The 13127-nt window shown below is 40.4% G+C and carries 12 protein-coding genes; 5 read left to right on the top strand and 7 right to left on the bottom strand.

Annotated elements, in window-relative coordinates; all coding sequences use genetic code 11:
• Window positions 1–42 precede the first annotated feature (42 nt).
• Window positions 43–459 (bottom strand): hypothetical protein, encoded by a 417-nt coding sequence (locus tag RMY32_RS22045; protein ID WP_322711542.1) that lies wholly within the window; start codon window positions 457–459, stop codon window positions 43–45.
• 96 nt (window positions 460–555) lie between these two features.
• On the opposite strand from RMY32_RS22045, the gene RMY32_RS22040 reads away from it, so the two are divergent.
• Complete coding sequence (locus RMY32_RS22040) at window positions 556–723, top strand: hypothetical protein (RefSeq protein WP_322711541.1); 168 nt, start codon at window positions 556–558, stop codon at window positions 721–723.
• A 257-nt stretch (window positions 724–980) separates the two neighbouring features.
• Here RMY32_RS22040 and RMY32_RS22035 read toward each other — a convergent pair whose 3' ends face one another.
• The gene (locus RMY32_RS22035) at window positions 981–1274 is read right to left on the bottom strand and encodes a hypothetical protein (RefSeq protein ID WP_322711540.1); all 294 of its coding nucleotides are present in this window, start codon (window positions 1272–1274) and stop codon (window positions 981–983) included.
• Window positions 1275–1375: 101 nt separating this feature from the next.
• Window positions 1376–3301 (bottom strand): DUF1565 domain-containing protein, encoded by a 1926-nt coding sequence (locus RMY32_RS22030; RefSeq protein WP_322711539.1) that lies wholly within the window; start codon window positions 3299–3301, stop codon window positions 1376–1378.
• Window positions 3302–4380: 1079 nt separating this feature from the next.
• Here RMY32_RS22030 and RMY32_RS22025 point away from each other — a divergent pair.
• A complete protein-coding gene (locus RMY32_RS22025; RefSeq protein ID WP_322711538.1) occupies window positions 4381–5496 on the top strand; it encodes a thiamine phosphate synthase in 1116 nt (371 codons plus the stop codon).
• Between the two features lie 118 nt (window positions 5497–5614).
• Window positions 5615–5827 (top strand): sulfur carrier protein ThiS, encoded by a 213-nt coding sequence (gene thiS, locus RMY32_RS22020; protein WP_322711537.1) that lies wholly within the window; start codon window positions 5615–5617, stop codon window positions 5825–5827.
• Here thiS and blaOXA read toward each other — a convergent pair.
• Together blaOXA and RMY32_RS22010 are read right to left on the bottom strand one after the other, a co-directional pair.
• Window positions 5824–6735 (bottom strand): class D beta-lactamase, encoded by a 912-nt coding sequence (blaOXA, locus tag RMY32_RS22015; RefSeq protein WP_322711536.1) that lies wholly within the window; start codon window positions 6733–6735, stop codon window positions 5824–5826. The two genes, thiS and blaOXA, sit on opposite strands and share 4 nt — an antisense overlap.
• Before the next feature lie 176 nt (window positions 6736–6911).
• Window positions 6912–8129, bottom strand: a complete 1218-nt coding sequence (locus RMY32_RS22010; protein WP_322711535.1) for a glycosyltransferase family 4 protein — start codon at window positions 8127–8129, stop codon at window positions 6912–6914.
• Window positions 8130–8871: 742 nt separating this feature from the next.
• Here RMY32_RS22010 and RMY32_RS22005 point away from each other — a divergent pair.
• On the top strand, window positions 8872–9864 hold the full coding sequence (locus tag RMY32_RS22005) for a DUF1517 domain-containing protein (RefSeq protein WP_322711534.1): 993 nt from the start codon (window positions 8872–8874) through the stop codon (window positions 9862–9864).
• Between the two features lie 449 nt (window positions 9865–10313).
• Window positions 10314–10694: a calcium-binding protein gene (locus tag RMY32_RS22000; protein ID WP_322711533.1), complete on the top strand. Its 381-nt coding sequence runs from the start codon at window positions 10314–10316 to the stop codon at window positions 10692–10694.
• 3 nt (window positions 10695–10697) lie between these two features.
• Here RMY32_RS22000 and RMY32_RS21995 read toward each other — a convergent pair whose 3' ends face one another.
• On the bottom strand, window positions 10698–11258 hold the full coding sequence (locus tag RMY32_RS21995) for a sugar O-acetyltransferase (protein ID WP_322711532.1): 561 nt from the start codon (window positions 11256–11258) through the stop codon (window positions 10698–10700).
• Window positions 11259–11327: 69 nt separating this feature from the next.
• A complete protein-coding gene (locus tag RMY32_RS21990) occupies window positions 11328–12611 on the bottom strand; it encodes a diguanylate cyclase domain-containing protein (RefSeq protein ID WP_322711531.1) in 1284 nt (427 codons plus the stop codon).
• Between the last annotated feature and the right edge of the window lie 516 nt (window positions 12612–13127).

Here is a 13127-nt window from a genome sequence, read left to right as displayed (position 1 = left end):
TGGGGGATTTAACTTTGTCCGTTCCCATTCGGACGACTGTAGTCAAGTAGTGTAATTATGAGTATGAGTTCCCCCAATGTTTGTTGTACCTCTTTCAGTTTCAACTCTCGTCTGGTAGCCCATGCTGTTATCATAGTTATTTTGGGTCATGTTGCTGTTGTCAAGCAATTTTCCCGCATTAATCTCTTGTGCAAGTACTTGCACCTGGGAAGCAAACTGTGGATCGTCATCCATCGCATCTTGCAGATAGACTGCTAGACGGTCTAACTCCGACTTATTTCCTTGTTCAATCGCAGTTAATACTTTTTCTGCTTTTGGATTTCCTTGTAGCTTATTCCAAATTCTTTGACGCAACTGATCCATCTTGGCAAGAGCCGCTTCAGTAAATTTCTCAATTGTTTTTTCAAAAGCTTTGGTAAAAGCGAGAGTGGCGATCGCACTAGCAGTTAATGGTTCCATGTATTACCTCGTAAGCGTGGCATCCTATTTACTTATTACCATATATTTTCTGTTCTCAATTCCGCAGTACACGTAAGGGCTATTATGTCGATCTAGATGAAAATGATCGATAAAGGATACTTTCCCCGATCGCTCTCTAAAACAAGAAGGCGATCGCTAATTCAACTTATGCCTAACCGCGATCTCACTCCCTTGACTAAAAGAGCAATGCCTCCCCATACCAAGAAAGCGATCGCTCTCTCAAGTCGATTGATTTTATTTTGACCTGCGATCGCCGATGACAATCAAGAAAAGGGAATGAAAAGGATTTGACCTTCATATTCGCCAGGTTGACTGCAACGAACGAATAAATACAAGTTGTCAAGAAGTAAGAATACAAATGCTGTATTAAGGTGAAGGGGTAATAAACCGTAGATTGGGAATTTCTAGGAAGTCTTTGATGTTGTGAGTTACTAGCGGTAAGTCGTAGCGTAGAGCCGTTGCGGCAATCCAAGCATCTTGTGGAGATATTGGTCGTTTGGTTAGATCGCCTCTTGGCCCTGCTGTCGCAGGAAGGTGAAAAAATCCTCGATGGAGTCTTCTTCAGGACAAAAGTCAGCAGCGAGATGTTTGAAGTTATGAACGGTAATAGGGGTCTGGGTGGCGAGTAGCTGCTTGAGCGTGGTGTCTTGCCAAAACTGATTACTGAGATTTTTAAGATCGGTTTGAGAGTGTGAGGATGAATTGCTTTGGGTAAGGATTTGCAGCAGTTGTTGACGTTCTGTAGATGAGAGCAGTTGGATGGCAGCGATCGCAGCTTCGAGTTGTGGAGTCATAGTGTGGTTTTGTGGTTATCTGGTTCTATGCTATTTGAATTCAGGGGCGATCGAAGCGTGAAAGTATCCTCCGCCTCTTTTGCCCCATGCCCCATACCCAATTAATTCAACGGTTCCATAATGGCTCTTAAACCTTTACTAGAGAGTGTTTTAAGCATTTCTTTAGCGTTATATTCACTGCTAAATACTCCTGCTTGCATAACTCTTTGACCATCCCAAACTGTGGGAAACGCACCAGGAGCAAGCGATCGCACTAAATCTCGATCCCGATCGGTTGCTAGTGGCACTACTACGCGATAACGTATACCAAATTGTCTTGCAGAGTTACCACTATAGGGAATACTTGCAGAACTTGTTTGCAGATTGCGAGTATTAACAATGGGGATATTGGGATTGGGAAGTGGTAAAAGTTCTGAAGCACCAGGAGCAGCAGTTTCTAGTATTGGTAATGGCTGTTGTGTTTGATTCCTCATACTTGAAACTGGTGGCTGTGCAACTGAATTGGATGGGGACTCAGGGGCAGTAAACTCAATGGTATTAGGATCGATCCGCACGTAATTTAACTGTGGTGTATCAGGTGGCTGGGCGTTAATTGGTATTTGTCTACCTGACAAGCTGCTAGGAGTAGGAAATCCGGCGACGCTAGAAGTCGGTGGTTGTTTGGATATAGGCAAGGAAGGCGGTACATTATTGGCTGGCATTAATGGCAGCAGTTGACTGTTTAATTGCCCAGAAACAGGATTATTTGCTGAAATACTGTTGCTGGTTTGTTCATTAGTAGTTTCAGAGGTTTCGGGAGCCGAGAAGGTGATTTCTCCAGTTGGTGGTATTTGTCGTAATACGTTGTTGGGAACTGGTTGAGAATTTGGGGTTGCTAGTGCTGTTGTACCGTTAATATCTACCTTACCAATGATGCGATCGCTCACAAGGTTGTTACCAGCAGCAGAAATTACTTGTTTAGCAGCGCTGGCGTTAATGTCGTGGCGGCCATTATTTTGAAATGTATTACCCCCAGGTTCGGATGCACTACCCAAATCTGGCATTGCTTGAGCGATCGCGACTAAACCATCTTCTTTATTATCTTGAATAGAATTATTCCGCAAAATCGGGCGGGCATTTGCTTGTACGATAATTCCCGATCTATTGTTTTGAATTTGATTACCTATGACTATAGGAGCAGCATTTTGAGCAATATTAATCCCAAAACCTGTTTGCTGAAAGACATTTTCCTTCACTTGCGGACTAGAGTTACCAGCAATTGTGATGCCATTGGCTCCATTGCGATCGAAGTAATTCTTACTAATGGTAGGTGCGGCATTACCACTGACGGAAATTCCATCTTGAGTACTGCCAGTAAAAGTATTTTCTGCGACTACCGGATTGCTGGATTCAATCCATAAACCGTAACCACGAGGATTAGAGTTCGTCACTGTTACCCCTGTGAGCAAGGCTTGGTTTGCCCCGACAATTGTGACGTTTTGGCCGCCAAAGCTTCGACTCAGGTAATCACCGCCTCCCTGAATGATAATCTCCTTACCTTGATTGCTGGGGTTGCCTTGAATTGAAATACCCGGTTTCAATATTAAGGGAAATTCCTCTCCTGTCTCGGCGCTATAAGTGCCAGTAGAGAGCATAATTACAGTATTGGCGTTAGCTAATCGCAATGCATGGGTAATAGTTTTTACAGGAGCGGATTCGCTGCCATTGCTTGCCTTGTCATCTCCAACACCAGGATTGACAAATAGCACATTAGCCTGAGAAGGCGTTTTCTGATTCAGAGGTGCTGAATTTGGTGTCGATGGAATCTGAGCGATGCCTTCTCTACGAGAGGCTTTGCCAACGGCGAGCTGCGCTAACGCACTATCCTGGCTGATACCCAGAAACGCTATACTTGCCGCCCCCATCCCGACAATAAAAGATAATACTGAAAAACTAAAAAATAAAAGCCTTGCTGATTTCAGAAACTTCAGTTTTGCAAACAAAACATCTACTCTACGGTACTCAGTAAACATACGAGGAAGAATCATATTTAACACCACTCCTTATAAGTAATCATAAATTCTTATACTCCCTAGAGAGTATTATGTCGATAATATTACTCATATATTGACCGAGTGGCGATATTTAATACATAGTAATAAATGATATTAGACATCTCCAGAAATTAATTGTGCATTGCCCAAAATAATTTGTGGGCAAAATTCATGAATTGTGCCTATATCATTTATCTATATAGATATAAAAGTGAAATTAAATATGTGTTATCCAAAATCCTTGTAGAGACGTAACATCATGTTACCCACCCCACAAGAATTAATTGGATATTTTTTTATTTGGAAGTCCTTAAGAAGCTACGGTCTACACACATCTCTAAAAATCTTACTCACCCAATATTTCTGTTCAAGTGAAAGTCCTACACTGAGCAAATATCCCGCCCGGAACTTTAGTTCCGGGCTGATAGCTAAAGTCCTCTAAAAGAGGACTTTGGTTATGAGACTCGGAATTTATTCGGAGGCGGGATAGATACACCGTTATGAGACTCGGAATTTATTCGGAGGCGGGATAGATACACCGTTATAAGACTTGGAATTTATTCGGAGGCGGGATAGATACACTGCACCGACACTTGTGTGTACACCGTAGCCTTAAAAAGAGGGGAAAAGAAACTCTAAAAGCCCCCCAATTTATCGGGGGGTTGGGGGGATCTCCAAGACTCAGGTGCTTTAAAAAAGGTTTGAAAACACGCCCTAATCTCTACATAGTTTCCACTAATATAAAACTCTTATTTTATTTTTGAACAAAACTCAGTATACCTTTATTCCTTATTCCCAGTCCCCAGTCCCTTACTTCTACGAGTGATTCACCGAATCAAATCGGATTGCTACATATCTATTGTAGATTTTCTGGTGTATTCCCTTTTGCTAGTCTTTTGTAAGCTCGTTGTCTATCGTAAAACACTTGACTAAGCTCAGTGCGAAACTGTAGCCTCAAACTACCCTTATCACTGTCTATAGGAACATGGGATAATTTACCGTAACCCTCACTACTACGTTATTTTGCGTAGATTCCGCAAAAATTAGTAAAAAAAAGCAATCTTATTTAACTTATGGTTACTAGGACTTATGATAATTCACACTTCGATGAAAGCACTAATGGGGTTGTTGTGATGGTCGAGCCATACAGCCAAAAAGAGCAAACACAGCAAGTTGTTTACCGCATTTTAGATGCCAATTTAGACCGCGCTCGTGAGGGTTTGCGAATTATCGAGGAATGGTGCCGATTTGGTTTGAACAATGCCCAGTTAGCTCTTGAATGCAAACGGCTGCGACAAGAGGTAGCCAAGTGGCATACCCCAGAATTACGAGCGGCGCGAGATACACCAGGCGATCCTGGAACGGAGTTAACTCATCCTCAAGAAGAACAACGAGCTAGTATAAAATCGGTCTTGCAAGCTAACTTTTGTCGGATAGAAGAAGCATTACGGGTGTTGGAAGAATACAGCAAGCTTTACCAACCAAGTATGGCTAAAGCTTGTAAGCAGATGCGCTATCAGGTTTATACCCTAGAAAGTAGCTTAATGGGTCATCAGCGCCATCAATTGTTGTGGCGATCGCGTTTGTATCTTGTGACTTCCCCTAGTGAAAATTTATTGAATAACGTCGAAGCTGCACTCAAAGGCGGATTAACGCTTTTACAATACCGCGACAAAACTGCCGATGATTCTTTGCGTCTGGAACAAGCGAGAAAATTACGGCAGTTGTGCCATATCTACGGTGCTTTGTTTATTGTTAACGATCGCGTGGATGTAGCTTTAGCTGTCGATGCCGATGGCGTGCATCTGGGACAACAAGATATGCCTATTGCTGTTGCTCGACAATTACTGGGTTCGCAACGTCTGATCGGTCTTTCTACCACAAATAAAGAAGAAATGCAAGCAGCAATTGCTGAAAGTGTAGACTATATTGGCGTCGGGCCAGTTTATGAAACTCCCACGAAAGTAGGTAAAGCAGCAACAGGGCTAGAATATGTCAGCTATGCAGCCAAAAATTGCTCAATTCCCTGGTTTGCGATTGGGGGAATAGATGCCAATAATATCAATGATGCGATCGATGCTGGAGCCGAACGTGTAGCAGTGGTGCGATCGCTCATGCAAGCCGAACAGCCTACCCTAGTAACGCAATATTTGCTTTCTCAACTCAATCGCATTAAACCAGAAATTTAAAGAGTCATTTGTCATTTGTCATTTGTCATTTGTCATTTGTCATTTGTCATTTGTCCAAAGTAAGTAACCAATACCAAATACCCCATTCCCCATTCCCCATTCCCCATTCCCTACATTTATGTCTAATGAGATTACGATTCAGGTAAATGGGGAAACCCATAGCTGTTCGTTTGAAACTTTTTTACCCGACTTACTCCAACAGTTGGGTTTTAACCCCCGCTTGGTGGCTGTGGAGTATAACGGCGAAATTTTACACCGACAATTTTGGCCGCAAACAAAAGTGCAACCAGGCGATCGCTTAGAAGTGGTAACTATTGTTGGTGGTGGTTAGTTAATTTGAGCCAGCAAGCCCAAATCTTTAAGGCTACGTCGTGTAATCTCGATGCGGGCGGGTGCATCTTCCGATTTTTGCATATCAAGGGTTGTGGCGAAAAAGTAGACGTTTTTGTTTTGCTCTAAATAACCCACAAACCAACCAACATTTGGTTTAGTACTCGTTAACCATCCTGTCTTTCCTCGGAGCGTGTAGTCTGGAGTTTGTTCGCGTACCATGATGTCTTTGACAAGATTCATTGTTCGTTGCGAGAAAGGCAAATCGCTTTGATATAACCGTTGCAAAAACTTAATTTGCTCTTTGGGTGTAATTTGTAATAACTGCGGTTGTAACCAAAAACGATCGATGTCTGCGACAGTGCCAATCTGACGGTTCCCGTAGCCTACTTTGTTAATAAATTGCTGCATCCGTTCATATCCAGCCCTACGTGCCAGCACTTGATAGAACCAAACAGTTGAATCTTTAAAGGCTTGACGCAAATTTGTATCATGATTCCAAGCATCAAAATCTCGGTGAATTCCATCCCAAGTTAGAACCGCCACATCATCAGGAACTACACCTGTTTCTAATGCCACTAACGCGTTAAAAATTTTGAATGTTGAAGCTGGAGTGATGGCAGTTGCATTACGTTGAGGATTGTGTTCGTAGGTGCGGTTGTTTTTTGAGTCGTAAATCAAGATTGAGCCTTCACGCCCGAATTCTTGAAAGTGTCGCCCCAAATTTGGCGCTTTAATAGCGGGACGTTCAGATGAAGTTGAAGCAGGTTGAGCCACAACATACATTGCCCCAAAGGTAATCACACTCAATACAGCAAGGCATCCAATGACTGTAAATATAACAGCTTGCGTTCGGTGCTTTGGGTAACGCCGAAGGAATTGCTCTATGTTAAACCAGATATTTTTCATTGCACATTTGATCGCATCACAAGCGAGATTTTACACTGTAATCTTGCTCTTTTGTGAGGCAATTGGTTAAAGGTTATGCAAAAATATGACTTTTAGTAAATTGCCCTTTTTGGTATTTTTTGAATTCGATCATTCAATCCTGTTTAGTTAATAAAATCATTTTACAAAATTGCGTTTCATCCCTCTGATTTATAAAGCGAACGATGAAGAGTTCTCCGCTTGGCTAATTCTTTACCTTTACGACCGAGTTTCTCGCGTAGTTGCTGGTCTTTGCATAACCGATTGAAAGCTTGAAAAACTTCATAGCCAGAATTGGGATTAACCAGTATCCCATTTTCTTCATGCTGAACTGTGTCTAGAACACCGCCTAAACGAGGGGCAATTATCGGCTTACCGAAGTAACTTGCTTCTAAATAAGCCATACCAAAACCTTCCATATTATTAGGTTTAGTATCCGATAAAGTCAGCATGGCAAATATGTCGCAAGCTGCATAATAACCTACTAATTCTCGCTCTGGCACATATCCAGCAAAGTGTACGCGCTTATCTACTCGCAAACGATGCGCCAGAGATTTCAGTTCCGACTCACTTGGCCCTTGCCCGCAGAGTATATAGTGGACATCAACCCCAAAAGTTAGCAATATTGGGATGTTATCAATTACTCGGTCGAAACCTTTATGTTTTACTAGTCTGCCGATAGAGAGAATCACTATTGCTGAATCAGGAATGTTGTATGCCTGACGCACGCTAACCCGTAAATCATCAAGGCTACTGGGACTGGCTACATTATTACCAAATTTTTCTGGTCTGATTACGGGGTTAATGACATGGGTAAGAGTATCTAATCGGAAAGCAGTTCTGAGGTAGTCTCTTGTATAAGAACTGTTACAAATAATGCCTTCGGCTCTATGAAGTGTTAATTTAAATAGCGATCGCAGCACGGGATTGTGTAAAGTGCAGAGAAGATCGTTGCCGTGCAGATAGATAAAAAAGCGAATAGGTAACAAATAACTCAATAGCAACAGTGAAGGAAAATCATAGCCGTGGCCCCACTCTATATAACGATAGTGATAGCGAAAATAGAGTTTAATTGCTAGGACAAATGAGCAGACGATATTGACCAAAGGTTTGAGGATATTTCCCACATAGCCACTACGCCAATATTTAGGATAATACCAGCGATACACAGGAAACTGTTGACTCTTATCAAATACTCGATCTCCTGAGCAACTAGCTGCCAGTACAATTATTCGTTCTGGATCTTGCAGACAACGATTGTAGATATATTCCCCAATTACAGCTTCTTTCGGTAGAAAGATCCGGGATATGACTAGGATATCTGGGTATGCAGCTTTGTCTCTGATTTCGGCTGTTAGTTGAGAAATATGTTCCATAATAAAGTTGATGACTATATTTCAAATAGTTTTTAATATTTACAATTAGAATTACTCTCAAAGCCATCATTATTATTTTATTTCTTTTAAAACGAATTTGGTAGACAAATTTGAAGCCTATTTGAGAAGATTAGCCAGAAAGATTGTTTTTTTATTGTGTTAATTTTATTTTTGTTGCAAATTTCTCATTCTTTGAAAGTTTCTGTGCATAATGAACAAAAAATCAAAGCTAATACTTGTAGCTAAAATGCTCAGTAAACATCGACTGCGAAAATTCCGAAATTTAGCTACGTTCAATAAAATATCCCAAACACTTAAACTCCTGTGCCAAAATGCCAAAATTTTTATAGTTACTTAGTCGTAACATTATGTCTATTGTGAAAAAATATAAGGATTACAGACATTTACTAGCTTTCTACGTACACGTAAATTATCAGCGTTCAAATGTATGAATGAATGCTGTTAGTGGTAGCTAGGCGTTTTGCCCGTGCTAAATATTGAATAATAAAATTGAAAAGAAACATGTCTTCAGGTACGGTTCCCCAGTCGAGAAATCCCCCCTGCGATCGCTACTTACCCAAGATAAGACGCGGTAAATTGAATATGTAGCCTCTAAAAGCTAATACTATGTGAATGCTACAAACTTGCTTGTTACGGGCTAGCGTTAGCAACATCCTGCAACACTGCTCCCACAATCGGGAGAAATCATAAATAATAACTTCGTTTTTCAAGCGATTGTCTTATGCGTAAAAAACTACAACAAACTATCAAACCGTTGTTAAAAACCTTCTTAGCCCTAAGCCTGGTGTTAGCTTTGGCTCTGAGTCATGCTGATGGAGCATTAGCAGCCCGCAGTGGAGGTCGCATCGGTGGTGGCTCCTTTAGAGCGCCTTCTAGCCGCACCTATACACCGCGCACTTATGCACCTCCTGGCGGAGGCGGATACTATCCCGGTGGTTATGGTGGTGGCTTTGGTGGTGGCTTTGGCTTTCCCTTCCTACTTCCCTTCTGGGGTATTGGCGGAGGATTTGGTGGTCTATTTAGCATCTTAATCTTCTTTGCGATCGCTAATTTCTTACTGCAAACTTTCCGCCGCGTCTCTAGCGGTGAAACAGCAGAAGCAGATTACAGCAGTAACTCTCCTGTTTCTGTAACTCGTTTGCAAGTAGGTTTGTTAGCTCAAGCCCGTGAATTGCAAAATGAACTCAACCAGATTGCTGAAACTGCTGATACTAACACCCCAGAAGGCAGAGCAGAAATTCTCCAAGAAGCTAGTCTAGCTTTACTCCGCCATCCAGAATACTTTGTTTATGCAGGCGGTGGCACTCAACAAGCCAGTTTAAATTCAGCTGAAGGTCAGTTTAATCGGCTGTCACTGGCAGAACGCAGCAAGTTTAGCGAAGAAACTCTTTCTAACGTCAACAACCAGCTAAGAGCAGCCCTTGCCAAGGATGCTTTACCTCCGGCTGGCGAACTCGACAACCCCACTCGCCTATTTACCGAAGGCCCTGGCGAATACATTGTTGTCACCTTGCTGGCGGCGACACTAGGTAAGTTTGAAATCCCCACAGCTATTAATAGTGCTGATGATTTGCGTCAAGCTTTGCGGCAAATTGGTAGTATTCCTAGCGACAAGCTTCTAGCAATTGAAGTTCTTTGGACTCCTCAAGCTGAAAATGATACCCTCACATCTGATGATGTCTTAGCAAATTATCCTGATTTGAGACTTGTTTAATCTCTGAAAAATTTGGCATCTTAGTGCAACAAATAAGTTCCCCTTAAGAACTATAACTAGAAAACCGCTTGTCAATGACAAGCGGTTTTTTGTAGAGTTTATATCATTTCCAGATAATTAGTTATAATTCCCACAGCCATTTCACCCTCAATACATACTTTTCGCATAAACCCAACAATCTCTCTTTTGGACTGGGGAAAGGTAAATTCAAACCCTTAACTTTTCCCCCAAAACCCGAAAAATATTGATTTCACCCCACCTTGCCCTAAGAGTTTGCAAAGAGGGGATTAAGAAGAGCCAGTACGGTCTTCTGCCAAGTGGAGCATCTAGCGTGTGGGGTTCTGAGAGGTGAATAAGTAATTAAGCGGACATCATAGATATATTTAAGTATGATTTTACAAACATTTTGGTAGTATTATCAAAATGAATTATACGCAAAGTGTTATCTTATGCCTAGTGTTGAAGCCGACGAAAACCGAGAGCATCGCATTAAAACGGAGATCGTTGTAGATGCCGAAGACAAAGAAGACCGAGCTATGGGTTGGTACTACTACCTCGAAGAGACTCTGAATTTTCCCTTTTTGGCTACATGGTCGAAGAAGGGACGCAAATCAGGTGCTGTCGAGGAGAAACAAGTGGAAGTATTGGGAATGGCCCCAGATGACGAGTGCTTAAAAGATATGTTTGTCGAAGTGGCTTATCTTAATGGTAAGGATGAAGATGTATATTCTGCAAAATTATCTGAAATAGCAGCCATTGATGCTGACAGTGAAACTCAAGAAGCGATCGCAGACTGGCTCTATTGGATTGCTAGAGGTTATAAATTTTAAACTTTAGGATAAATACCGAATGACGCGGCAAGGATTGCCAGCAGCGACAACATTCTCAGGTATATCTTTGACAACTACACTACCAGCACCAATGGTTGTGTTATCACCAATAGTTACGCCTGGACAAATAATTGCATTGCCACCAATCCAGACATTATTACCAATGTTAATTGGGGCAGCTAATTCTCTACCAGAAAGACGAATTTCTGACTCTGTCGGATGATAAGCAGTATAAATTTGCACATAAGGAGCGCACAAAACATTTTCACCAATGTGAACTGTATTACAGTCTAAAATTACACAGCCATAGTTCATATAGAATTTGTCACCAGCAAAAATATTACTGCCATAGTCACAGTGAAAGGGTGGGACTATTAATGCTTTGTCACCGATTTTTCCAAATAATTCTTGTAAAATTCCCTGCCGTTGCTCTTGCTGTTCTTCGGTGGTAGAATTGTACCTTCGCAATAAACGACTAGCTCGCTTCATATCGGCAGCCAATTCTGGATCTTCGGCCAGGTATAATTCGCCTGCGAGCATTTTCTGTTTTTCGGTTTTTTCCATGATAGAACTATGGGGCTTCTCGGTTGTGTATGATAACCTTAGTAGCCGCTAGAGTATCATATTCCATCCTTAACTAAATATGGCATAAGTAGCTTTTCCCTGCCGTTTAGCTTGGTACATTGCAATATCAGCATCCCGCAGTAGAGTTGCAGGCTCCTCATAATTACTAAAATTCCAAGTAATACCAATGCTAGCTGTAGCAGATAATTGATATCCATTCAGGTTAACTGGCAATCTTAAGGAGTCTTGAATACGTTTGGCAACATTGGTAGCATCGGTAATGTCTTTAATATCCTCCAAAAGAACAGTAAACTCATCACCACCAAATCGTGCTACAGTATCGCCACTACGTAAGCATGACTCTAAACGTCTAGCGATCGCTACTAAAAAATCATCCCCTATTCCATGCCCAAAGCGATCGTTAATTTCTTTAAAGCCATCTAAATCTAAAAATAAAACTGCAAAATAATAGTCGCTTCTGCGTTTGCTACGTTCAATAGTTTGTTTGAGCCGATCTAAAAATAAAACACGATTCGGTAATTCTGTTAGCCCATCATAAAATGCATTGCGGATAAGTTGCGCCTCTGTCTGCTTACGTTTAGTAATGTCTTGAAAAACTAAAACTGCGCCAGTAATATTGCCATCTCGATCGCGGATAGGTGCAACATTATCCCCAATCGCTATTTCTTTCCCATCTTTGGTAATCAATGTACAGTTTTCTGGTAAATTAAAAATTTTACCTGCTTCGATTGCATAAGTGGCCAAATTTTCAATTTTTTCTCCTACATCTTTATTAACTAAGTTAACGACTTCTATTAAATCTTTCCCCAACGCTTCACTTTGCTTCCAACCAGTGATTAGTTCTGCTATGGGATTCATCATTTCAATACAACCATTTGCATAGGTAACAATCACAGCACAACCCATACTATTAATAATTGTCATCAACCTCTGTTTTTCTTGGTCTAATATTTTTTTGGTCTGATGTTTGTACAGTGTCATTTCAATCACAAAATGTAAATCACTTTCAAGAAATGGTTTGGCTATGTAACTAAAAGGCTCACTTAGTTGATTTTTATGTAATGTTTGATATTTCGAACACTTTGTTAGATATATTACAGGCACATGAAAGTGATTCTGGATAATATCCGCTACGTGGAGATTATCTATTTCTCCAGCTAGACAGATATCAATTAATACTAAATGTGGATGAGTTTCTGCTACCTTTTTTATTACCTCTTCACCATATTCAGTTATTTCTGATACTGAATAACCTAATTTTTGTAAACTTTTTCTAATATTTGAGGCTAGATTTTTTTCATCCTCAACAACTAGGATTTTGCGGGCGAACATGTTACAATAACCTGTTTGCTAAGGTTCAAATTCTTGTTGTCAGTGTCAACTCAAGTCAAAAGTGCTTATCTTATCATAAACAATCTCTAACTATCCTGTATTCTTACTTGATATTAATACTGACTAATGAGTAAATAGCATCATATTATTAATCTCCAGAAATTTATCTGATTATCAAAGCTAATTTTGATTATGTTGTGTAGCTAATATGATGCTACTAACATCAAATTTAAATGAGAATGCAATTATCAAGCACTCAAAAACTGATTTTAAAATGTATACAATAATTTTTATTGGTAAAGTATAAATACTAAGTATAATCTCTATATACAAATTAATCAAAAAAAAATCATAAAATCACAGTAGATTACTTTAATATAATTAAAAAAATCTCTAGTGTCTTGGATGTAATATATTAATCTCCATTCACTTATTAATAATTAATATTAACCTCTAATTAAAAAGTTTAACGCTGCTTTATCTGCAAATATATTTTATTTCATATGAAAAATATTC

It is taken from the genome of Nostoc sp. ChiSLP03a (genome assembly GCF_034531215.2).
Lineage (GTDB): Bacteria > Cyanobacteriota > Cyanobacteriia > Cyanobacteriales > Nostocaceae > Nostoc.
This window is presented reverse-complemented; position numbering and strand designations above follow the sequence as displayed.

Bases quoted from the DNA above. Each gene is read 5' to 3' on its own strand.
- RMY32_RS22030 (WP_322711539.1), bottom strand. From the start codon at position 3,301: ATGATTCTTCCTCGTATGTTTACTGAGTACCGTAGAGTAGATGTTTTG.
- RMY32_RS22000 (WP_322711533.1), top strand. From the start codon at position 10,314: ATGCCTAGTGTTGAAGCCGACGAAAACCGAGAGCATCGCATTAAAACG.
- RMY32_RS21990 (WP_322711531.1), bottom strand. From the start codon at position 12,611: ATGTTCGCCCGCAAAATCCTAGTTGTTGAGGATGAAAAAAATCTAGCC.
- RMY32_RS22040 (WP_322711541.1), top strand. From the start codon at position 556: ATGAAAATGATCGATAAAGGATACTTTCCCCGATCGCTCTCTAAAACA.
- RMY32_RS21995 (WP_322711532.1), bottom strand. From the start codon at position 11,258: ATGGAAAAAACCGAAAAACAGAAAATGCTCGCAGGCGAATTATACCTG.
- thiS (WP_322711537.1), top strand. From the start codon at position 5,615: ATGTCTAATGAGATTACGATTCAGGTAAATGGGGAAACCCATAGCTGT.
- RMY32_RS22045 (WP_322711542.1), bottom strand. From the start codon at position 459: ATGGAACCATTAACTGCTAGTGCGATCGCCACTCTCGCTTTTACCAAA.
- RMY32_RS22035 (WP_322711540.1), bottom strand. From the start codon at position 1,274: ATGACTCCACAACTCGAAGCTGCGATCGCTGCCATCCAACTGCTCTCA.
- RMY32_RS22010 (WP_322711535.1), bottom strand. From the start codon at position 8,129: ATGGAACATATTTCTCAACTAACAGCCGAAATCAGAGACAAAGCTGCA.
- blaOXA (WP_322711536.1), bottom strand. From the start codon at position 6,735: ATGAAAAATATCTGGTTTAACATAGAGCAATTCCTTCGGCGTTACCCA.
- RMY32_RS22025 (WP_322711538.1), top strand. From the start codon at position 4,381: ATGGTTACTAGGACTTATGATAATTCACACTTCGATGAAAGCACTAAT.
- RMY32_RS22005 (WP_322711534.1), top strand. From the start codon at position 8,872: ATGCGTAAAAAACTACAACAAACTATCAAACCGTTGTTAAAAACCTTC.